This is a genomic window from Pseudomonas sp. MG-9 (assembly GCF_018729515.1).
In the GTDB taxonomy this organism is placed as follows: Bacteria; Pseudomonadota; Gammaproteobacteria; order Pseudomonadales; family Pseudomonadaceae; genus Aquipseudomonas; species Aquipseudomonas serboccidentalis.
The window spans coordinates 993,337-1,016,587 of record NZ_JAHHZH010000001.1 but is presented as its reverse complement, the minus strand read 5'-3'; the positions used below and the strand labels follow the sequence as shown (position 1 = coordinate 1,016,587).

Annotated in this window: 17 protein-coding genes and 1 tRNA gene; 16 read left to right on the top strand and 2 right to left on the bottom strand. The window is 57.4% G+C overall.

Annotation, left to right across the window (positions count from 1 at the left end; genetic code table 11):
- Positions 1–32 precede the first annotated feature (32 nt).
- Positions 33–647 carry a TetR/AcrR family transcriptional regulator gene (locus KKQ10_RS04570; RefSeq protein ID WP_127646745.1) on the bottom strand — a complete coding sequence of 205 codons (615 nt, stop codon included), beginning with the start codon at positions 645–647 and terminating at the stop codon, positions 33–35.
- 131 nt (positions 648–778) lie between these two features.
- Here KKQ10_RS04570 and KKQ10_RS04565 point away from each other — a divergent pair, with 131 nt between their 5' ends.
- Both KKQ10_RS04565 and KKQ10_RS04560 read left to right on the top strand, forming a co-directional pair.
- Positions 779–1,975: an MFS transporter gene (locus KKQ10_RS04565; protein ID WP_215500356.1), complete on the top strand. Its 1,197-nt coding sequence runs from the start codon at positions 779–781 to the stop codon at positions 1,973–1,975.
- A 266-nt stretch (positions 1,976–2,241) separates the two neighbouring features.
- Positions 2,242–2,499 (top strand): DUF2790 domain-containing protein, encoded by a 258-nt coding sequence (locus KKQ10_RS04560; protein WP_215500355.1) that lies wholly within the window; start codon positions 2,242–2,244, stop codon positions 2,497–2,499.
- 44 nt (positions 2,500–2,543) lie between these two features.
- On the opposite strand, the gene KKQ10_RS04555 is transcribed toward KKQ10_RS04560, so the two are convergent.
- Positions 2,544–3,488, bottom strand: coding sequence for a LysR family transcriptional regulator (locus KKQ10_RS04555; protein WP_215500354.1), 945 nt, complete (start codon positions 3,486–3,488; stop codon positions 2,544–2,546).
- 85 nt (positions 3,489–3,573) lie between these two features.
- On the opposite strand from KKQ10_RS04555, the gene mug reads away from it, so the two are divergent.
- From mug to KKQ10_RS04485, 14 genes are all read left to right on the top strand, one after another.
- On the top strand, positions 3,574–4,095 hold the full coding sequence (gene mug / locus KKQ10_RS04550) for a G/U mismatch-specific DNA glycosylase (RefSeq protein WP_215500393.1): 522 nt from the start codon (positions 3,574–3,576) through the stop codon (positions 4,093–4,095).
- Between the two features lie 303 nt (positions 4,096–4,398).
- Positions 4,399–4,914, top strand: a complete 516-nt coding sequence (locus tag KKQ10_RS04545) for an Hcp family type VI secretion system effector (protein WP_008084998.1) — start codon at positions 4,399–4,401, stop codon at positions 4,912–4,914.
- Between the two features lie 128 nt (positions 4,915–5,042).
- Positions 5,043–7,949 carry a type VI secretion system Vgr family protein gene (locus tag KKQ10_RS04540; protein ID WP_215500353.1) on the top strand — a complete coding sequence of 969 codons (2,907 nt, stop codon included), beginning with the start codon at positions 5,043–5,045 and terminating at the stop codon, positions 7,947–7,949.
- Positions 7,946–12,598: an RHS repeat-associated core domain-containing protein gene (locus KKQ10_RS04535; RefSeq protein WP_215500352.1), complete on the top strand. Its 4,653-nt coding sequence runs from the start codon at positions 7,946–7,948 to the stop codon at positions 12,596–12,598. The genes KKQ10_RS04540 and KKQ10_RS04535 overlap by 4 nt, the downstream gene beginning before the upstream one ends.
- Positions 12,595–12,924: a hypothetical protein gene (locus KKQ10_RS04530; protein ID WP_215500351.1), complete on the top strand. Its 330-nt coding sequence runs from the start codon at positions 12,595–12,597 to the stop codon at positions 12,922–12,924. Before KKQ10_RS04535 ends, KKQ10_RS04530 begins: the two co-directional genes overlap by 4 nt.
- 67 nt (positions 12,925–12,991) lie before the next feature.
- On the top strand, positions 12,992–13,255 hold the full coding sequence (locus KKQ10_RS04525; RefSeq protein ID WP_039771176.1) for a PAAR domain-containing protein: 264 nt from the start codon (positions 12,992–12,994) through the stop codon (positions 13,253–13,255).
- A 118-nt stretch (positions 13,256–13,373) separates the two neighbouring features.
- Entirely contained in the window at positions 13,374–18,080 is a 4,707-nt protein-coding gene (locus KKQ10_RS04520; protein ID WP_215500350.1) for an RHS repeat-associated core domain-containing protein, read from the top strand.
- A 15-nt stretch (positions 18,081–18,095) separates the two neighbouring features.
- Entirely contained in the window at positions 18,096–18,710 is a 615-nt protein-coding gene (locus KKQ10_RS04515; protein WP_215500349.1) for an Imm43 family immunity protein, read from the top strand.
- A complete protein-coding gene (locus KKQ10_RS04510) occupies positions 18,686–19,348 on the top strand; it encodes an Imm43 family immunity protein (RefSeq protein ID WP_215500348.1) in 663 nt (220 codons plus the stop codon). The genes KKQ10_RS04515 and KKQ10_RS04510 overlap by 25 nt, the downstream gene beginning before the upstream one ends.
- 107 nt (positions 19,349–19,455) lie before the next feature.
- Positions 19,456–19,851 (top strand): hypothetical protein, encoded by a 396-nt coding sequence (locus KKQ10_RS04505; protein WP_127646772.1) that lies wholly within the window; start codon positions 19,456–19,458, stop codon positions 19,849–19,851.
- Positions 19,852–19,889: 38 nt separating this feature from the next.
- On the top strand, positions 19,890–20,273 hold the full coding sequence (locus KKQ10_RS04500) for a DUF1801 domain-containing protein (RefSeq protein ID WP_215500347.1): 384 nt from the start codon (positions 19,890–19,892) through the stop codon (positions 20,271–20,273).
- A 136-nt stretch (positions 20,274–20,409) separates the two neighbouring features.
- Positions 20,410–20,484 (top strand) — tRNA-Gln (locus tag KKQ10_RS04495).
- Between the two features lie 172 nt (positions 20,485–20,656).
- Complete coding sequence (locus KKQ10_RS04490; RefSeq protein ID WP_127646776.1) at positions 20,657–21,037, top strand: RidA family protein; 381 nt, start codon at positions 20,657–20,659, stop codon at positions 21,035–21,037.
- Positions 21,038–21,241: 204 nt separating this feature from the next.
- The gene (locus KKQ10_RS04485) at positions 21,242–23,230 is read left to right on the top strand and encodes a peptidase U32 family protein (RefSeq protein WP_215500346.1); all 1,989 of its coding nucleotides are present in this window, start codon (positions 21,242–21,244) and stop codon (positions 23,228–23,230) included.
- Positions 23,231–23,251: the final 21 nt, after the last annotated feature.

Below are 23,251 nucleotides of genomic sequence, written 5' to 3'. Positions count from 1 at the left end.
ACCATCAGAAACTTCGTTGTTGAAGCCAATGTTCAGGGTGAGGCAGTAATGTCCCACGCCAACATCACCTGACTGATCGCCGCATCAATCACCGCAAGCGCGGTGTTATCCCGCGCCAGTATGGAAATCCCCTGCAGAAAGCTGTCAAACACGGTCGCCATCGCGACGGCGTCAGTCTGCTCGGGTAGCTGACCCTCGCGAATCCCACGCTCGACACACGCCACAATCCCCGCTCGAGTGCGGGCGCGGGACCGGGTGAGGGCTTCGACCACGCGGGCATTCTCCGGGCCTGGCGCGCTCATGACGCCGAGGGTGACCATGCAGCCCTTGGGGTGGCCGTCGTCGCACTGCATGCGCGCGGACTGGCGCAGGGCGGTTTCGATGGCTTGGCGCGGTGGCAGGGTTTCATCCCACAGGCATTCGGTGACCTGGGCGAAGGTTGCCAGGTAACGCTGCACGCATTCATCGAACAGGGCTTCCTTGGAGCCGAACGCGGCGTAGAAGCTCGGCGCGGAAATGCCGCCACCCAGTTCCGCCTTCAACAAGGCGAGGGAAGTGGAGTCGTAGCCGTGTTGCCAGAACAGTTGCATGGCCTGATCGACGGCGTCGTCGCGGTCGAAAGCGCGGGGGCGGCCCATTCTCGCCATATCGGAACTCCTCGAAAAGATGATTTAGATACTAGTCGATACATAAGTCGTTGACAACGAGCGGGACCTGCCGCCAGTATTTTATATCGATCGGTATCTAAGTCTGAATTTCTCTGCTCAAGGAGCTTCCCGTGACACCTTCAATCACTTTATCGGCAGCGCCCAAACGCCTGCCCGTCGGCGCATTGCTGGCGCTGGCGATGACCGGGTTCATCTGTATTGTCACTGAAACGCTGCCTGCGGGCCTGTTACCTCTGATCAGCGAAGGCCTGGAGATTTCGCCGTCGATGGCCGGCCAAATGGTCACCGCGTATGCGTTGGGTTCGGTGCTGGCGGTCATACCCATGACCATTGCGACGCGCGGCTGGCGTCGGCGCAATGTGTTGCTGCTGACCGTTGTGGGATTCCTGCTGTTCAATTCGATCACGGCGTTGTCATCCCACTATGGGGTGACGCTGGTGGCAAGGTTCTTCGCGGGAGTTTCGGCGGGGTTGGCCTGGAGTCTGCTGGCCGGTTATGCCCGGCGCATGGTCGAACCCGATCAACAGGGCAAGGCGTTGGCGCTGGCCATGGTCGGTACGCCGATTGCCCTGTCGCTGGGTGTGCCGCTCGGTACCTGGCTGGGCGGGCTTGTGGGCTGGCGGACGACGTTCGGCATCATGTCGGCCATGACCTTGATATTGATCGTCTGGGTGTTGGTGAAGGTGCCGGACTATCCGCCGCAACCTGCGCATCAGCGCATGTCACTGCGCAGCGTGTTGACGACGCCGGGTGTTCGACCGGTGCTGGCGGTGGTGATCAGCTGGATGCTGGCGCACAACATTCTCTACACCTACATCGCGCCGTTCGTGGCACCGGCAGGGCTACAGGATCGCGTGGATCTGGTGTTGCTGGTCTTTGGCATCGCCGCGCTGGCGGGGATCTGGCTGACCGCGAAACTGGTGGAGCCGCTGCTGCGCAAGACGGTGTTGGTGAGCCTCGCGACGTTTGCGGCAGTGTGCGTGGTACTGGGTTTGCTGGGGCGCGTGCCGGAAGTGATCTACGTCGGTGTAGCGGTGTGGGGACTGAGCTTCGGCGGCGCGGCGACGTTGTTGCAAACGGCGTTGGCGGACGCGGCAGGGGACGGCGCCGATGTGGCGTTATCGCTGAATGTAGTGGCATGGAACAGCGCGATTGCCGGCAGCGGGGTGGTCGGTGGGGTGTTGCTGGACAAATGGGGTGTTGCCTCGTTTCCGTGGGCGATGGTGGTGTTGGTGGGTGTGGGATTTGCGATTGCGTGGTGGGCGCGGGTGCATGGCTTCAGGCCTGGGGCGCGTGGGGCGCGGTAGTTTCTGCATCATCAGTGACTGGGCTGGCGCTTTCGCGAGCAGGCTCGCACACATTGGTTTTGCGGCGTTCACGAATGCAGTGTCGGACACAAAACCTGTGGGAGCGAGCTTGCTCGCGAATTGGGTGTCCACGGTGTGCAGGTTTTATTCATCACCATTTTGGACACAGTGTTTGTCCAGCCGACCGATTTTTGCCGTGCGCTTCAAGCCCTAACATCGTCTGCAACCCGTGACCCAACACGGTTCCTCACAAGACGGTGAACATCATGAAGCTTTCAAAAATCGCTCTTCTTCTGGTCCTTGGCGGTATCGGTGCGCAGGCGTTTGCTGCTGACGCACCTGCCAGCCCCGAGGTAGAGGTCTATAACTATGCGACTCAACTCGACATCGCTCATGTGATCTCGATCTCTGACACCAGTGAGCAGTGCGGCGTGGTGCCTGCGCAGATGACTTATGACGACTCGAACGGTGCGCGGCATGTCGTGCAATACCAGGTGATGGGCAGCGGTTGTTCCAACGGTTGATGTCGGTGCAGGCGCTGGAGGGTCGACACTCCAGGTCTGCGGCACTAAGCGTTGGCGAGTTGTCTGGCGCCGGCCGTGTCCTCATCGGACGCCAGCAGTTGTGGGATGGCGGTTTTCAGGAACTCCACCCAGGTCTTGATTTTGGCGTCGACGAATTTGCGCGACGGGTAGATCGCGAACAGGTTGTATTCCTCCAGGCGGTACTCCGGCAGGACCCGCACCAAAGTGCCTCCCTCCAATCCTTCGACGGCTGATGCCAGCGGCTGAATGCCGATGCCCATGCCATTTCTGATCGCCGTGGCCATGCCGTCGGCGGTGTTGATGTGGAAAGGCGAGTCCGGGATATTCTGCGTTTCCATGCCTTGTGGCCCTTCGAACACCCAGTTTTCTGCGGGCATCACCGTGTTGACGATGCGCAGGCAGTCGTGCGCGCTGAGGTCGGCGGGTGTGGCGGGGTGGCCGCGTTTGGCGAGGTAGCTCGGCGAGGCGCAAAGGATGCTGTAGGTGGTGCCCAGGCGTTGCGCGACGAAGCCGGAATCGGGCAGGTCGCGGGCAAGAACGATGGACATGTCGTAGCTTTCTTCGATCAGGTCGGGCAGGCGATTGCTCAGGTTCAGGTCGAACATCACCGAGGGGTGAATCTCGCGGTAGCGGGCGATGGCGTTGATCACGTAGTGGTTGCCGATCGCAGCCATGGCGTGGATCTTCAGGCGCCCGACCGGCAGGGTCTGGGCGGTGCCGGCTTCTTCATCGGCTTCGCGCAGGTCATCGAGAATTTTTTCGGCGCGCTGCAAATAACGCACGCCGGCTTCGGTCAAGGCGAGGCGGCGGGTGGTGCGGTTGATCAGGCGCGTGTGCAACCGGGCTTCGAGGCTGGAGACGGCTTTGGACACGTTGGTCGTGGTGGTGTCGAGCACATCGGCTGCGGCGGTGAAGCTGCCGCTCTGGGCGACGGTGACGAAGCAGCGCAGGGTCTGAATAACGTCCATCGTGTTGTTGTCTCTGTGGATGGGGCTGCCATTCTAGAGTTTGCCGTGGGGGGTATTGCAAATGTTTGCGAGCGAGGGCGGGTGCATGGCGGGTGAAGGGCTTGAGGACATTCTTGTGCCGGGGCTTTCGGTGGTGTTCTGTGGGATCAATCCGGGCTTGCTCGCGGCATCGCAAGGGCATCATTTTGCCGGGCGCAGTAATCGCTTCTGGCGCACCTTGCACCTGGCCGGGTTCACGCCGCATGAAGTGCAGGCGGAGGATGACCGCAGCCTTGTGCAATTTGGCTGCGGGTTGACGGCGGTGGTCGAGCGGCCGACGGCGCGGGCGGATCAGTTGGCGGTGGCGGAGTTCGCCGCAGCGGCCATGGGCTTTGAACAGAAGATCACCCGCTATGCGCCGCGCTATGTGGCGTTTCTGGGCAAGCCTGCGTATGCCGCGTTGTCGGGGCAGAAAGTCGTGGCGTGGGGACCGCAGGCAAAGACCTTTGGCGGCGCGCAGGTGTGGGTGTTGCCGAACCCGAGCGGCAGGAATCTCGCGTTCAATCTTCAGCAACTGGTGGACGCTTATCGTCAACTGCAAGTGGCGGCGTCAGAGCCGAAAATCTAAACATCACAACTGCGCAAAAAGTTGCGCAGTTGTTTCGCGGATTTCACCCGAGAACGCCCTTCAAACCCTTATAAACCGTGCCCTCCAGCCAAGTGCGCAAGAAGTTGCACAGTACTGCGCAACTTCTTGCGCACTTTTTTCTGTTTGTCGACGTTTAAAGCGTTAGAGCGCGAAGACATGGTCGCTAAATCCTTGATCGGTAATAGCTAGATGATGGCTGGCATGGATTTTGATATCTGAGCAGACACCCGGACGGGCAATGGTGCCTGTCGGTGTGTTTTTTCAAGCAAGGAGAGCATCCCCATGGCAACACCAGCGTACATGTCCGTCACTGGCGAAAAACAAGGTCTGATCACTGCCGGCGCATTCACCGCCGACTCCGTGGGCAACACCTTCCAGGAAGGTCACGAAGACCAGGTCATGGTTCAGGCATTCACCCACGACGTGATCATCCCGCGTGACCCGCAATCCGGTCAGCCAACCGGTCAGCGCGTGCACAAACCAGTGGTGATCACCAAGGTCTACGACAAGGCTTCGCCACTGCTGCAAGCAGCACTGACTTCCGGCGAGCGCATGAGCGAAATCGTTATCCAGTGGTACCGTACTTCGGCTCAAGGTACTCAAGAGCACTACTACACCACCAAACTGGAAGACGCGATCATCGTCGCCATCAACAACAAAATGCACAACTGCCAGGATCCAGGCAACGCGCACTTCACCCACCTGGAAGAAGTGCAGTTCACCTACCGTAAAATCACCTGGACCCACGAAGTCTCCGGTACTTCGGGTTCCGATGACTGGCGTGCTCCAGTCGTTTAATCGCGACTGATTGTTGTACCGCCCCGGCCAGTGCGGCTGGCCGGGGCGGCTTTGACCTACAGAATTTTTTGCGTGCGCCACGCTCCACGGAACCGGCGCCCGTCGCAGCATTGCGCGAGGAACAAGGGATGTTCTCACCGGCCAATCAGCCTCATTTCAATCTGACCATCGATGGCGCGGACAGCGATTTCCAGGTGCTGTCGTTCACCGGGAAAGAGGCGCTCAACACCCCCTTCGAATTCGAACTGGAACTGGTCAGTGAGAAGGCCTCGATCAACCTCGAAAGCCTGCTGCACAAACTCGCGTTCCTGCAGCTGTCGCCCAGCGGCACGGGGATTCACGGGCTGATCTACAGCATCGCCCAGGGCGAGGCCGGCAAGCGCCTGACCCGCTACAAAATCTCCCTGCGCCCGCAGCTGTCGTACCTCGCGCATCGGGTCAATCAGCGCATCTTCCAGCAGATGACCGTGCAGCAGATCATCAGCAAGGTGCTGGAAGAACACGGCATTCTCGCCAGCGACTATCACTTTCAGTTGAGCGCGATTTACCCGGAGCGCATCTACTGCGTGCAGTACGACGAAAGCGATCTGCATTTCGTCCAGCGCCTGTGTGAGGAAGAGGGGATTCACTACCACTTCCAGCACACCGCCAGCGGCCACAAACTGATGTTCGGCGATGACCAGACGGTGTTCCCGAAACTGGCGCCAGTGGCCTATCAACAGGACTCCGGGCTGGTCGCCGATCAACCGGTGGTCAAGCGTTTCGGCCTGCGTCTGGCGACCCGCACCAGCCGCACCACGCGCCGCGATTACGACTTCGTCAAACCGAAGATCGAGCTGGAAAGCGACGCCAAGAGCAACGCCCAGCCGGATCTGGAAGATTACGATTACCCGGGGCGTTTCGTTGATCGCGAGCGCGGCAAACACCTGGCCAACCGTGCACTGGAACGCCATCGCACGGACTATCGACTGGCCGAGGGCAACAGCGATCAGCCGATTCTGGTCAGCGGGCATTTCCTCGCCCTGACCGAACACGCCAACCCGACGTGGAACGACCTGTGGCTGCTCACCGAGATCTTCCACGAAGGCAAACAGCCGCAAGTGCTTGAAGAGTCGGTGACCAGCGACACCACCGACAACAAGGACGATTTCCACCAGGGCTATCGCAACCGCTTCAATGCGATCCCGTGGGACGTGCCGTACCGTCCGCCGCTCGATCACCCGAAACCGAAAGTGCTCGGCACCCAGAGCGCCGTGGTCTGCGGCCCTGAGGGCGAAGAGATCTACTGCGACCAGTACGGTCGGGTGAAGGTGCAGTTTTTCTGGGACCGCGAAGGCGAGCACGACGACAAGACCAGTTGCTGGATGCGCGTGGCCTCAAACTGGGCCGCGGAAACCTTTGGCGCGATCAACATTCCGCGGGTCGGCATGGAGGTGTTGATCACCTTCCTCGAAGGCGATCCCGATCAGCCGCTGATTACCGGTTGCCTGTACCACGGCGCGAATCTGCCGCCGTACAAACTGCCGGACTTCAAGACTCTGGCGACGGTCAAGAGCAAGGAATACAAGGGCAGCCGCGCCAACGAACTGCGCATCGACGACACCACCAGCGAGATCAGCATCGCGCTGCGCAGTGATCACGGCGCCAGTGCGATCAACCTCGGCTACCTGACCCATCCGCGCCCGAGCGGCGGTCAGCCCCGTGGCGAAGGTTTCGAGCTGCGCACCGACCGCCATGGCGCGGTGCGTGCTGGCGCCGGTTTGCTGATCACCACCGAGCCGCGTCCGAACGAATCCAAGCACCACAAGGACCTGCCGGAAACCGCTGAACGTCTCGCCACCGCGAGCGACCAGCAAGATGGTTTTGCGGTGCAGGCCAAAGAGCTACAAGCGCAGGAGGCCGGCGATCAGGACGACGTGGCCAAAGCCTTGCACGCGCAGCATCAAGGCGTGCTCGGCTCAGGCCCAGCGAACATGACCGCCAACGAATTTCCGGAATTCACCGAGCCGCATCTGGTGCTCGCCAGTCCCGCCGGCATCGCCCTGACCACCCCGCGCTCCAGCCACATCGCCACCGGCGAACACCTGGCGCTGAGCAGCACCGGGCACACCAGTTTCTCCATCGGCAAACGCCTGCTGGCCAGTGCCAGTCGCGGCATGCGCCTGTTCGTGCAAAGCATGGGTTGGCGTCTGGTAGCCGCGTCCGGCGACATCGACGTGCGTGCGCTGAAGGACAGCATCAACCTGCTGGCCAAACTCAACATCACTGCCAACGCCGACCGCATCACCATCACCGCCAAGACAGAACTGGTGATCCAGGGCGGCGGCAGCGCCACCACCTACAACGCCGGCGGCATCACCCACGCCACCAGCGGCCCGTACACCGCGCACGCAGCGAACTTCGCCTACACCGGTGCGAAAAGTCTGGCCGGCGTGTTCCCGGAACCGCCGAAACCGGGCAAGGGCAATCTGGAGTTGTTCAACCAATACGCCGGGCGTCAGGGCATCAAGGAAGGCGATTACGAAGTGATCGACGCCTTGGGCAAAAGCATCAAGGGCAAGCTCGACGCCAAGGGTTTCGCCAGCGTCGCCGGCGCCGCCCCGGGGCCTGCGCGCGTGCTGTTCGGCAAGGACCCGGCGGACACCTGGAGTGAAGGCAGCTACATCGGCAAACCGGAATGGCCACTGAAACCGCCAAGCGCTGAAGACGTACCGAGCCAGGTGCAGGCGATGGTTGCGCAGGTCCTGCCGAACAAGAACTGGGACATGCTGGAAAAGGGCAAGGAACTGGCCCAGACCGGCATGGGCGCCATGCAGACCGCCCAAGGCGCGATGCAAACGGCGCAGCAGGTGAAGGGGGCGGTGCAGGGCGGGGCGGCCGGGTTGCCGAAACTGGCGAGTGCGGCGCTGCCGAGTGCTTCGGGGATTTTGGGGGCGGCGAGCAAGGCGGGCAAGTTGCCAACGCTTCCTGCTCCAGCCCTACCAAAAACTTCTATTAAAACCCCGGGCCTGCTGGCGGGTGAGATGCTGTCATGACGACTGAAACTGCTGTTGTGAAACGTGAGCCTCAGGTTGCCATCGTTCCACTCAATACGCTGGACCTCCAGGACGTAGGGCGCGGCGCTGCGGTGTTTGACGCATGGCTGCAATCGATAAGCGGCGGTGTGGTGACTTTGGACCGCATCAAGAATGTCGCGGGTGCCTTGCCTGTTATTGGCAACATCATGGCCCTGGTCGATGCCTTGGGTGACATTGTGACTCTCGCCAAAAGCAAACAACGAGAAGTGCTCGACTGGGTCAGTCTGGGTATCAACTTGATCGGTGTGCTGCCTGCTCCACCGACGATGGCGGCGGCTCGTATGAGTTTGCGTCCGACGCTGTTTCTTGTGCGTCAGGAGTTACGCAATAGCGCCAAAGTGCTGTTGGGTGATTCGATGATCGAGGTGTTGGTCGGGCATTTGAACGCCACAATCGTTGGCACCATCGATGACTTTGTGAAGCAGGCCCAACCAAAACTGGCGGGTATTCTCAACGATGCGGGCGAACTGGGTCAGAGCGCAATTACCGAAATCGCCAAAGGTCTGGAGACAACGGTCAATGGCAACCTGAATGCCAAGGGGGATGTTCAGGCAGCCAAGAAAAAGTTGAGCGCCGCCGGTGACCAGTTGCTCAATGATCCAAAAGCTGCGATCAGCAATATTTTTGGTGCAGCATTCAGTGCATATAAGGCGGCGGGGAAAGGCGTAGCCAATACCGCGGCGAAGAACCTGCTACCGGAGCAGGCCAGGCAGTTGGTGCTCAAACACACCACTTCGCTGAAAGCGCTGGGTCCGGAGTTGCGTAGCCAGCTGGGCAAATTGGCTGACCCTGGCACTCGGCATTCAATCGGTTGGTTGATTCAAGTATTGGGCGGCGCCGTGACCAGTTTCCGCAAACGTCGCGGACACGGGCAAAGCGCAGGCGTCAAGCCCAATGCTACCACCCAGGCCAAGCACAAGGCTGGCGAAGGCCGTCTTGAAGCCAGCAGTCGTCAGGCCCCCGCATCAGCAAACTGCAACAGGTGCAAGAACGGCGTCAAGTCAGGTACCGGAAACAGTATCAGCTTCGCTATGGGATCAGAAAGCCTCAGCCATGTTGACTTCCGCTTGCCAGGTCCTTTTTCAATCGAGTGGGTGCGCACCTATAACTCACGACTCAGCACTTACGATCAGGGCGAATTGGGCGCTCGGTGGGTCACTGAATTTACAACCCGAATCGACTGTGTCGACGACGGCTTGGCGTTCCACGATATAGATGGTCGTAGTCACACTTTCCCTCTACCGAAAGTCGGGCAGTTTCATTACGACGCGATAGAAAACATCACACTGGTTCGAGTTGACGAAACAGAGTTACTGATTTGTCGTGGTTTCGAGCGTCGGGAGACCTATGTTCGAAGTGGACAACGTTATCTATTGAGTGGCGTTGTCCTGCGCAGCGGTGCGGGTATCAAACTGCATTATGAGCATCACCATGGGACCATTCCTGTGTTATCCGACCTGATGACCTATCAGGGCGACGTGACGAATGTCCTCACGCATATCGGCACAATGATGGATGACCACGGGCGCCTTACGGGGCTTTGGGAAATTCGTGAAGGTCAACCGGAGCGTCAACTGTGTGCGTATCAATACGACACCCAGGGTGACCTCATCCTGGCTCAGGACGAAAATGGCGCAGTCTGGAATTATCAGTATCAACAACATCTGATAACCCGCTATACGGATCGAACCGAGCGGGGCATGAATATTGAGTGGCTTGGCCAGGGACCCGATGCCAAAGCCATTCGGGAATGGGCGGATGACGGCAGCTTTGATACGCGCCTTGAATGGGATGAAAACATTCGCCTGACCTACGTCACCGATGCTCACGGCAACGAGACATGGCATTACTACGACATCCTTGGCTACACCTACCGCATCCGTCATCCCGACGAACGTTCCGAGTGGCTGTTCCGTGATGACGCAAAAAACCTGATCAGACACGTGCATGCCAATGGCAGCACAGACCGTTACAGCTACGACGAGCGAGGCAATCTCCTCGAACACATCCGGGCCGACAACACCGAAGTGCATTTCGCCTATGACGATCAAGACCTGTTGATCAAGATCAGTGATGCCGAGGGTGGACAATGGCAACACGGCTTTGACGATCAAGGCAATCTCGTTGAGGCGACCGACCCGCTAGGGAACAAGACCGAGTACGCCTATAACTCGGCGGGTGTACCAGTCGCCATCAAAGACGCCAACGGAAACGGAAAAGCCCTTGAATACAATGACCTTGGGCAGCTGGTCGAATACACCGACTGTTCTGGCAAGACGAGTGCCTGGGAATACAACTCACGTGGGCAGATGATTTGTTTCACGGACGCCTGCGGCGAAAGTACAGAGTACGAATACCGCGCAGGTCAATTGGTACTGATCAGGCATCCCGACAAGACCGAAGAGCGTTTCGAACGTGACGCCGAAGGCCGGATGCTTGCACATACCGATGGCCTCGACCATTGCATTACCTGGCGTTACAACGCCGCAGGGTTGGTGATTGAACGAGTCGACGCAGCAGAACAGATCCAGCGTTACAGCTGGGATACGTTGGGTCGGTTGACCGAGGTGGAAAACGAGAATGGTCGCTCCACGCTATTTCGCTATGACTCGCTTGGGCGCCTGTTGTCCGAAACCGGAGTAGATGGTCACACTTCTTACTATCAGTACGATCCTGAAACCGGCCGTCTGGCACGCATCATCAACGGTGAACGCGCAGTTTCATTTAGCTTCGACCCGATGGGGCGAGTGACGGGGCGTCGAGCCAGTCTTGGGGACCAGGTGCAGAGTGAGGCGTTCGCCTACGATGGTAACGGCAAAATGGTGTTGGCCGAAAACGCTGACAGTCGCCTGCAGTTCTTTCATGATCTGGCCGGTAACCTTCAGCGCGAGCACCATTACTATCTTTCATTGGAAAAGCCAACCGTCGCTGTCTGGCGACACGACTACGATGCGTTGAATCAACGTGTTTCCACCCTCCGTCCGGACGGGCATCGTGTCAGCTGGCTTACGTATGGCAGCGGTCATCTGTTGGGTATGCGGCTTGATGATCACGAGCTGATCAGCTATGAACGCGATGACATGCATCGAGAGGTGGCACGGCATCAAGGCAACTTTTTGCTGCAAACGCAAAAGTGGGACCCGTTGGGGCGCCTCCAGGAGCAGTTGGTCGGTCGACGTGATGACAAAGCGACCCTGCTCAAACGTGAATATCAATATGACGCGGCCACCCAACTGTCTGGCATCAGTGATTCGCGTCGTGGTGCTCACGCTTATCTCTACGACCCCGTCGGGCGGTTGCTCAGCGCGCTTACTCGCCATGGTGAGGAAACATTCGCGTTCGATCCAGCGGGCAATCTGTTAGAGAACAAAGCCATGGAAATGCGTGGGCCGCTGGACCTGACCCCGCCGCGCGACAAACTGGTCGACAATTTGTTGCTGGAGTACGCAGGCACTCATTTCGAGTATGACGATCGCGGCAACATGATTCAGCGCTGGAAAAGCGGCAATCGCAGCCAGATGAAATGGGATCTGTTTGATCGCCTCGTGCATTTCGAAGACAACCGCCTTGCGGTGGACTTTGCTTATGACGCGCTGGGCAGACGCCTGTACAAAAACTCCGTTGCGCACTTCAAACGCCGTCCGGAGGCGGGCTCTCAGTGGAATCGCAATGAACACAGTCGCGTACAGCGTGAACATGGTTGCGGTTTCACCCTCTATGGCTGGGACGGTGATAATTTGGCCTGGGAGAGCAGTCCGGATGAATTGGATGGCACACCCGGTCGAACGGTTCACTATGTCTTTGAACCGCAAACCTATGTTCCCCTGGCGCAGGCGGTGCGTCATGCACCGATAAGTCTGTCTGGTGTGACCGAATTCAACGGTGAATACAGTCTGGAAAATGACCCCGTCTGGAATGACGAACCCACCGCGAAACCGTTTGATGCGTTGGCCTGGTACCAGTGTGACCACTTGGGCACACCGCAGGAACTGACGGATGCTCAGGGCCAGATTGCTTGGAGTGCGCAGTACAAGGTTTGGGGGGCTGCCAGTGAGCAGCGTTCAGAATGGGCGCGACAGAACGGGATCAAGAATCCGATAAGGTTCCAGGGTCAGTATCATGATCATGAGACTGGGCTGCATTTAAACCGCTATCGCTACTATGAACCCGAAACGGGCCGTTTCATCAGTAAGGATCCGATTGGCCTTGCAGGTGGTTTGAACCTGTATCAATACGTGCTTAACCCATTGAGTTGGGTCGATCCGCTGGGGCTCTCGGCATCTTCGGATCTGCCTCGCATGAAGGGCACGAACACCCGTCGCGCAGGCACTACATTGACTAATGCCGGGTTCACAAAAACCAACGACAATGGTGTCAATCAAAAGTGGAAGCATCCCGACGGGTCCGAGGTCAGGGTTCATAAGTACGGGAACCAGAATCCCTGCCCTTACAAGTCAGGCAATAACGCGCATATCCATAAAGAAGATCCATCCGGAAATCAGCTGGACGATCGTGGATCAATATCCACCGATCCAAACAAAACACACATCGGCATGCGCAATCCTGCCGACCTACCGACGGTTCGAAACAGGCCACACGGATCATGAGTTACGAATACAAACTGGTGTTCGACGACACCACCTCTGCCAGTAAGGTAATGAGCGAAGTAGAGGGCAGCGACGCGTGTGTTCGCGTGCAGCCCGGTGATCTCTACTTGAAAGATCGGTCGCTCAACAGCAGCGCTGATTATGACGCTCGATTGATCCATGAAAACGAGAGCGTTCTGTGGCTTCAGGTCAATTTCAAATCATTGAGCCTGTACCAGACCATGCTTTCGGCGCTGGGTGACAGTGCCTATAGATGTCTTGAGGATGGTGAGGAAGATGAAGAGGTGCAGCTCAAGGAAGCATTTCGCATCAAGGGCATTGTTTGAACAGCGCTTGAATGTCTGCATCGTGCATCCGTGCCAATAGACAGGCCAAGGTCAAAGGAGTGACAACATGAAAGACGCCATTCGCTTGGGCGACTCCACCACTCACGGTGGCAAGGTGCTCGAAGCGTTCTCCCGGACCGATCTCAACGGCAAGCCGATTGCCGGGCTCGGTCACAAGGTCAGTTGCCCGTTGTGCAAGGGGATTTTCCCGATTGCCGAGGGCAGCAGCACCTACACCGTCGATGGCGTGCCCATCGCGCTCGACGGCATGAAAACCGCCTGCGGTGCGGCACTCATTGCCAGCGGCCCGAAAGGGGCGGTTGTCAGCTGAGCCACTGAATTTCGATAGGGAACCGGATCTCCGATCAGGGGCGTTGTATCGCCTGGTCGCCAGAGGTCTGCACCTTCAATAACCACCCGAAGAGACCTCCGGTCTGTTGGATGTTGTCATGACGACTGAAACTGCTGCGGTAAAACGAGAATCCCAGGTCGCTGTTGTACCGCTTAATCAGATTCAAGTAGCGGACGTCGGACGCGATGCTGCCAAGTTCGATGCATGGCTGCAGGAAGTCAGTGGTGGTTATGTAACGCTTGAACGGATCAAGTATTTCGCCGGAGCCCTGCCCGTAGTCGGCAACATCATGGCGCTGGTCGATGTATTGAATGACATTGCCGTTTTATCGCGTAGTCAAAAGCGTGATCCGCTGGATTGGGTCAGTCTTGGCATCGACCTTATTGGCGTCATACCTGTGCCGGCGAATATGGCTGCCGCACGCATGAGCCTGCGACCGACGCTTTACCTGGTCAGGCAGGAAATGAAGGTCGCTGGCAAGGCTCTCTTGGGCGATGCGTTGATCAACGTGATTGCCGGTCACCTGAACGCGACGATTGTTGGCGAGATTGATCATTTCGTTAAGACGGCCCAATCCGCCTTGCCGGATTTACTGGATAAAGCCGGGCAAAAGGGTGAGGAGTTCCTGAAGCAGATTGCCACGGGGTTGAACGCGGTCGTAGACGCTGATCTTGATTCGGGTGTTGACCTCAAGCGAGCAGGGAAAAAAATGGACGGTGTGGGAGGACAACTCCTGCATGACCCCAGCAAAGCTATCAGCAATATTTTTGATGCTGCCTGCGATGTCTATAAAGCGGCCGGGAAGGGCGTAGTGAACAGTGCTGCCAAGCACTTGTTGCCTAAGGAGGCCAAGAAACTCGTCCACGATCAGACAAAAATTCTGGTTGCCATGGGGCCGGAGTTACGGACCCAGTTAAAAAAACTCAGCGATCCGAACATGCCGTTTTCCATCGGTGCGCTCTTGATCGTATTGGCCAAGGCTGTGAAAGCCTGGCATCTGCGTAACAGGCGTGGTGTCGCGGGGCACGTGAAGGTGGGGGGTACGAGCCAAGCCAAACACCGGGCGGGTGAGGGCAGAACAGAAGTCAGGAAAACGGAAGTCCCGGCGAAGAAGAAACCCAATGCGGAAAAAAATGGTACGTGTCCGGGTACTTGCGACAGCATCAGCTTTGCGGTCGGTTCCGAAAGTATTGCTCACACGGATTTCAACCTGACCGGCCCATTCCCGATCGAGTGGACGCGCATCTACAGCTCAGACCTGCAGGCCTATGACCAGGGCGATCTGGGTGCACGATGGATTACGTCATTCACAACACGCTTCGACCTCGTCGACGGTGCCTTGCAGTTCCATGATGCGGATGGGCGTAGCCATGACTATCCGCTGCCTGAAATCGGGCTGTTTCACTACGATGCGATTGAAAATCTCACCGTTGTTCGGGTGAGTGACGACAAGTTGCTGCTCTGCCGTGGTTTCGAACGCAAGGAAACCTATGTGCGTCGTGGTCAACAGTTTTTGCTGGTCGGTGTGGAGTTGCGAAGCGGCGCCGGCCTCATGTTGCATTACGAGCATCAGCAGGGTGACCGGACAGTACTGTCTGACCTGATCACGTATGAAGGTGAACCGGGCAAGGTGCATCTGCATCTCGGCACGATGATTGACGAACAGGGGCGTTTGACCGGGCTCTGGGAGATTCGTGACGGTGAACCTCTGCGTCAGCTTTGTTCCTATGTGTACGATTCGGCAGGCGATCTGGTTCAGGCCCAGGATGAAAATGGTGCTGCCTGGCGTTATCAGTATCAACACCACCTGATCACCCGTTACACCGACCGCACTGGCCGGGGTATGAATTTGCAGTGGCAAGGCGACGGCGCCGATGCGAAGGCTGTTCGCGAGTGGGCTGATGACGGCAGTTTCGATACGCGTCTGGAATGGGATGAAAACATTCGTCTGGTGTATGTCACAGACGCGCTCGGTCACGAAACCTGGCACTACTTTGACAGCCTTGGTTATACCTACCGCATCCGGCACGCCGATGATCGCTCCGATTGGTTCTTCCGCGATGACGCCAAGAACGTCATTCGCCACGTTCGCGCTGATGGACGTTCTGAACGCTACAGCTACGACGAGCGAAGCAATCTTCTCGAGCACATTCGTGCCGATGACACGGTGGTGCACTATGCCTACGACGATCTCGACCAACTGATCAAGATCAGCGATGCCGAGGGCGGCCAGTGGGTGAGGGCTTACGACGATAAAGGCAATCTTGTCGAGAGTGTCGACCCCCTGGGCAACAAGACCGAATACGCCTACAGCCCGGCGAGCCTGTTGGTCGCCGTCAAAGATGCCAACGGCAACGAAAAAAAGCTTTCCTACAATACTTCCGGGCAACTGGTGGAGTACGTCGACTGCTCAGGCAAGACCAGTGCTTGGGAGTACAACGAACGTGGGCAAATGGTTTGCTTCACAGATGCCGCCGGTCAGAGCACCGAGTACGCGTACAACGCCGGGCAACTGATGTTGATCAAGCACCCGGACAAGACCGAAGAGCGTTTTGAGCGCGATGCGGAAGGCCGTTTGCTGGCTCATGTCGATGACCTGGATCGTTGCACCACCTGGAATTACACCGCCGCAGGATTGATTGCTGAACGGGTTGATGCGCTGGAGCATGCGGTCCGGTATCGCTGGGACAAGCTTGGTCGTCTGGTCGCCCTGGAAAACGAAAACGAACGCCGTGCGCATTTCACCTACGACCCGATCGGCCGGCTGCTTGAAGAAACCGGTTTCGATGGCCGTTCCACTCGCTATGTGTATGAGCCGGAATCCGGACGCCTGGCCAGTATGTACAACGGGGAGCGGTGCATCGAGCTGCGTTACGATCCGATGAACCGCGTGATTGAGCGTCGCGCCACTCTGGGTGATCAGCAGCAGAGCGAGACCTTTGCCTATGACGGCAACGGCCACCTCATTTTTGCAAGCAATACCGATAGCCGCCTGCAATGGTTCCATGACCTGGCTGGCAACCTGGTGCGTGAACATCAACACTATCTGCAGTTGGAGCGTCCGAAAGTCGCGGTTTGGCAGCATGAGTACGATGTGCTCAATCAGCGGGTTGCGACTATCCGCCCTGACGGGCATCGCGTCAGCTGGCTCACCTATGGCAGTGGGCACTTGCTGGGGATGCGTCTGGACGATCACGAGTTGATCGGTTACGAGCGAGACGATTTACATCGTGAGGTGGCACGACATCAAGGCAATCACTTGTTGCAAACGCAGAAGTGGGATCCGGCAGGTCGGCTGCTCGAACAGTTGCTCGGGCGTAGCGACGATAAATCTGTGCTGCTCAAACGAGACTATAAATATGACGCCGCTGGTCAACTGACCGATATCAATGACAGTCGCCGTGGCCCGTTGTCCTATCGTTACGATCCAGTCGGTCGGCTGATCGGTGCTGTTTCCCGTCTTGGCGTGGAAACCTTCGCATTCGATCCGGCCGGTAATCCTCTGGATGACACGGCTTTTGAAATCATCAGACCGCTGGACCAGGCAGCGCCCCGCAGCAAACTTCTCGACAACCTGTTGCGTGAGTATGCCGGGACGCACTATGAATACGACGCGCGTGGAAACCAGATCAAACGTTGGCAAAACGGCCGTCATAGTCAGATGCAATGGGATCTGTTCGATCGTCTGGTGCGTTTCGAAGACGACCGCCTGGTGGTGGATTATGCGTACGACCCACTCGGTCGCCGCTTGCATAAAAACTCCAGCGCTCACTACAAACAGCGTCCAGAGGCCGGTTCGCTCTGGAACCGCAATGAGCATGCCCGCAAACAGCGTGAATTGGGCTGCGGTTTCACGCTGTTTGGCTGGGATGGTGACCATCTGGCATGGGAAAGCAGTCCGGTTCAACATGATGGTGATACGGGCCGTACTGTCCATTATGTATTCGAGCCGGCGACATTCGCTCCCGTTGCCCAGGCATTGAGTCACAAGCCGATCAGTCTTGCCAATCAACCCACCTATGATGATGCCTACGCTCAGGAAGATGACCCACTGTGGAATCACAAGCCGATTGCGCAAGCCTTTGATGCCATCGCGTGGTACCAGTGTGACCACCTCGGCACACCGCAGGAACTTACTGACCAGCAAGGCGAAGTGGCGTGGAGCGCGCAATATAAAGCGTGGGGCAGCGCAATCGAGCATCACTCGCCCTCAGCTCATCAACAAGGGCTGACTAACCCGATCCGCTTTATGGGGCAGTACCACGATCATGAGACCGGTCTGCATTACAACCGGCATCGGTACTATGACCCGGAGGTCGGCCGCTTCATTTCTCGCGATCCGATCAGCTACGCCGGGGGGATCAATTTCTATCAGTATGCGGTCAGCCCCACGCAGTGGGTCGACCCGAACGGGTTGTGCAGTACTGCGCTCAATCGAGCGCTCGGCGGCACAACCCATGACAAAATGCAGGCGCATCACCTCATTCCTGAGGAAGTGTGGGGAAGGCAAGCCAGCTTCTTCTCGGATATCGGGATGGGCGCAGACCGCGATAAAAAGGCAAACGGGTTATTGATGCCTGACAGTGCGGATAAGGCGAAACAAACCAAGCGCGTTTTTTATCATTGCGGATCGCATGGTAAGGTTTATAGCCCGATGGTTAACAACATGGTGACGACCGTCAGGAGCAAATATGAGGCTGGTGTCATCGATGAAGCTCAGGCGCGAGCTCAGATATCCGCGATTCAGACAAGATTAAGAACAAGTCTGTCAGTGCGCGGAACAAGACAACGCCGACTTCGATAAGCAGGGAGAGTTGATATGGAATTTTATGTGCTTTCTCAAAAGGAAGAGCCTGGTTGCCCGACAGGCTTCTTGCAAGCCGATCTTTACGATAAATTTTACTCGGATACCAAAGCTGTCGAGCATGGTTTTTTTTCGTGGTATGCGGAGAAAATTCATTACAAAACACACACGCCCTATCCTGAAGGAATGGTGCTTATTTCTAAAGACAAATTCTATGACTTTGATATAAGGAGCGTGGCGCGATTTTACATAGTTAGTGACGACTTCATGTCTGTTTGCAGCGATTTAGACGTAGGCGTTACTGATGCTGTAGCCATTCAGGTGGTTTCCAAGGGCGGGGAAAAAATCTCATCAAAAAATTACAATGCCGTACTTTTTGAAGAGCTGGATGTGCGCTCGGAGACCGATCCTGCTTCTACTTTTATAGAAGAGGATGGATTGATTTTCAGGTTCAAAAAGTTAGTGCTGCCTACCGATTTCAAACGTCATCTGTTCAAATTCAAGGGTTTGATTTCAGGAAGTAATACACTTATTTGTTCGGGTGAATTCAAGGCGCTTGCAAAAGATATTAAAGGGGTGAACTTTACGCCTTTGGAAGATGTGGTTTGGTCGGCTATCAAGCCAGTTTGAGTATGGCTGATTGCAATACGATGAATTATTATGTTCTGTCTCAGAAAGAAGCGCCGGGTTGCCCGTCAGGGATTTTATATGCCGACCTTTTTGATAAATTCTATGCAGATACAAAGGGTGTGGAGTTCGGCTTTTTCCCTTGGTACGCAGAAAGAGGAAAGCCCGGGCCACGCACTACTTTTCCGGAGGGTATGGTTCTTATATCCAAGGACAAGTTTTATGATTTCGATGTCCGTAGCGTTTCAAAGTTCTTTTATGTCGTGAGTGACGAGTTTCTGGCTGCCTGTCGTCAGGTTGAAGTCAATATTGTCGACAGCGTGAAAATCCAGGTTCTGTCAGAAGCGGGTGAGAGGATCTCGAAAAAGGATTACCATGCCGTGTTGTTTGAGGAACTGGATGTGCGGGCTAACAGTGATCCGAGATCCACATTTGTAGAGGAAAATAGTAGGCCGATCAGGTTTAAAAAGCTGGTTCTTCCTGATGATTGGAAGTTGGACCTGTTCAAATATAAACGGCTGATTTCTGGTAGCGACAGTCTGGTCTGCTCTGAAACATTCAAAAAGTTGGCGGAGGGATTCAAAGGTGTTGAGTTCAATCCGTTAGACTCCGTTCAATGGTCCGGGATCAGAAGAGTTTGAAAACGGCAAGACAATAGGATGGCTGTGCTCAGCCCATGAGTTGGTTGAGTAAGAAGTAATTGACGCCATGATGGAACTTAAATCGCTCTAATCTTAAAGGAATAAATATGAAAGCCACTTCTTGGATCCTCGCACTGACCACCACTATCGGCCTTTCCGGCCTGGCTCGCGCAGAAACGCCAGATCCCGCTACCCTGAAAGGCATGTACGACACCGGTCGCAACATGTCCGGCCTGATCAAGCATTGCGTCGACAAGGGCTATCTGAAAGCGGACAGCACTGAAAACGCCAACAAAATGGTGGCGTTCGTTGCCAATATGCCGGGCGAGTTCGACAAGGCCGATGGCGACAAGAACGAAGGTTTCGGGCGCAAGGGCGAAGTGTTGGCCGACGGTCAATACAAGAGCCTGGAAGGCAACCTCCCGCCGGATCTGAGCCTCAAGCAATGGTGCGAGCAAGCGGATCAGGGAATGCGCGAGGGACTCAAGCAAATCGGCTTGTAATCGAACCGATTCAAACGACGCCATGGAGAACCTCCGCCATGAAACCCGAAACACCGCTCACCGACGCCTCGGCCCTGATCGACGCACGAATCGCTGAACTGGCCGATTGGCGCGGCGCCATCCTCGGCGAGATCCGCAAGGTCATTCACCAGGCCGATCCCGAGGTGGTGGAGGAGTGGAAGTGGCGGGGGGTTCCAGTGTGGTCGCGGGGTGGCATCATTTGCACCGGCGAGACCTACAAGGCCGCGGTGAAAATGACCTTCGCCAAGGGCGCGGCGCTGACCGATCCTGCGGGGTTGTTCAACGCCAGCCTGGAGGGCAACACCCGGCGGGCGATTGATATTCACGAGGGCGATCAGCTCGATGAGCAGGCCTTGAAAGCGCTGATTCGCGAGGCGATTGCGTTGAATTTGTCGACGTGAAACGCGGCGTTTGCCCTGATTCATAAATAACTGGCTGTTTTAAAACAATTTTTTTGCACTTGGGGCTTCCCAGATCAGAAAAAGGTTGGTAAATTGCGGCCCATTCTCGCAGAGCTTGTTACAGAGCTTGAGATACAGGGGCGTCGCCAAGCGGTAAGGCAGCAGGTTTTGATCCTGCCATGCGTTGGTTCGAATCCAGCCGCCCCTGCCATATTCAAGAAAAACGCCAGTCCGAAAGGGCTGGCGTTTTTTTATGCGTGCGATTTGTGTCTGGCCGCGACGGTTGCCTGAGCCGGAGCGGGGGACTGTTGTAAACTCCCCCGCGAAAAGTCCCGGCAGGTTGTTCGCCGGCGACCCTCACTCTCTCCAGACAAGAGACTTACATGGCTAATCAAGACCTCAGCTTCACCCCTGATCCGGATGTGGATTCGATTTCCTCCGACGTTGTCGGTTTCAACGGCATTCTGGTTTCGACCCAGATCCCGACTCGCGCCGACGGCAGCCTGGAGCTGGGCGACATCACCCTGCAAAGCGAATGCACCTTGCAAGCGCTGAAAGTGGCGCTGGAGCGGGCGGGCAGTTCGATGGATCGGGTCATGCACCTGACTATCTATCTCACCGACATGGCTGACCGCGCGGCGTTCAACGAAGTCTACAAGCGCTTCTTCGCCAAGCCATGGCCGGTTCGCGCCGCTGTGGGCGTGGCATCGCTGGCGGTTGAAGGCATGCGTGTGGAAGTCACCGCGATGGCCGCCAAGGCCTGATGTAATGCCGCATCTCTGTGCAGGAGCTGTCGAGTGCAAAGAGGCTGCGATCTTTTGATCTTGAAAATCAAAGTCAAAAGATCGCAGCGTGCCGCAGCTCCTACAGAGGCGGATTGAGTTGCCACTTGGCAGCACAGGCGTGCCGGCCGGGCGTTTCGCAGCTACAATGCGCGCCTTAACCGTGACCGCCTGACTAAAAAAACTATGTCCTTGCCCAAGCATCACCTGGAACTGCTCAGCCCCGCCCGTGACGTGGCCATTGCCCGTGAAGCCATCCTGCACGGCGCCGACGCCGTGTACATCGGTGGCCCGAGCTTCGGCGCGCGCCATAATGCCTGTAACGAGGTGAGCGAAATCGCCGAGCTGGTGGAGTTTGCCCGCCGTTATCACGCGCGCATTTTCACCACCATCAACACCATCCTGCACGACAACGAACTGGAGCCGGCGCGCAAGCTGATCCACCAGTTGTACGACGCCGGTGTCGACGCGCTGATCGTCCAGGATCTGGGCGTGATGGAACTGGATATCCCGCCGATCGAGCTGCATGCCAGTACCCAGACCGACATCCGCACGCTGGAGCGGGCGAAGTTCCTCGATCAGGCCGGTTTCTCGCAACTGGTGCTGGCCCGTGAGCTGAACCTGAAAGAAATCCGCGCCATTGCCGACGAAACCGATGCCGCCATCGAGTTCTTCATTCACGGCGCCCTGTGCGTGGCGTTCTCCGGGCAGTGCAACATCTCCCACGCGCAGACCGGCCGTAGCGCCAACCGGGGCGACTGCTCCCAGGCGTGCCGCTTGCCGTACACCCTGAAAGACGAAAAGGGTGGGGTGATCGCCTACGAAAAACACCTGCTGTCGATGAAGGACAACAACCAGAGCGCCAACATCCGCGCGCTGGTCGAGGCCGGTGTGCGCTCGTTCAAGATCGAAGGTCGCTACAAGGACATGGGCTATGTGAAGAACATCACCGCCTATTACCGCCAGCGCCTCGATGACGTGCTCGAAGACCGCCCGGACCTGGCTCGTGCCTCCAGCGGTCGCACCGCGCACTTCTTCCTGCCGGACCCGGAAAAGACCTTCCACCGTGGCAGCACCGACTACTTCGTCACCGATCGCAAGATCGACATCGGCGCGTTCGACTCGCCGACCTTCACCGGTCTGCCAGTGGGCACGGTCGAGAAAGTCGGCAAGCGTGACATGCAGGTCGTGACCCAGGAGCCGCTGTCCAATGGCGATGGCCTGAACGTGCTGGTCAAGCGTGAAGTGGTGGGTTTTCGCGCCAACATCGCCGAACCGAAGGGCGAGTTCGAAGAGGATGGCGAGAAGCGCTATCGCTACCGCGTCGAGCCGAACGAGATGCCGGAAGGCCTGTACAAGCTGCGCCCGAATCATCCGCTGAACCGTAACCTCGACCACAACTGGCAACAGGCGCTGCAGAAGACTTCCGCCGAGCGCCGCGTGGCCCTGAGCTGGGTGGCGCGTCTGCGTGAAGAGCAACTGGAAGTGACCGCCACCAGTGAAGAGGGTATCAGTGCCAGCGTGACCCTGAACGGTCCGTTCGGTGTCGCCAACAAGCCGGAGCAGGCGCTTGAGCAACTGCAGGATCTGCTCGGTCAGCTCGGCACCACCCAGTACCACGCCATCGACGTGAAACTGGATGCACCGCAGGCGTTCTTCATCCCGAACTCGCAGCTCAAGGCCTTGCGCCGTGAAGTGATCGAAGCCCTGACTGCCGCCCGTGTCGCGGCGCACCCGCGTGGCAGCCGCAAGGCCGAAACCACGCCGCCGCCAGTGTACCCGGAGTCGCACCTGTCGTTCCTGGCCAACGTCTACAACCAGAAGGCGCGCGACTTCTATCACCGTCACGGCGTGAAGCTGATCGATGCGGCGTACGAGGCCCACGAAGAGGCTGGTGAAGTGCCGGTGATGATCACCAAGCACTGCCTGCGTTTCTCGTTCAACCTGTGCCCGAAACAGGCCAAGGGCGTGACCGGTGTGCGCACCAAGGTCGCGCCGATGCAGCTGATTCACGGCGACGAAGTGCTGACCCTGAAGTTCGACTGCAAGCCGTGCGAGATGCACATCATTGGCAAGATGAAAGGCCACATCCTCAACATGCCGCAACCGGGCAGTGTGGTCGGCCACATCAGCCCGGAAGACCTGCTGAAAACCATCCCGCGCGCGCCACACTGAGTGACGGGCGGGCGTGGCGCT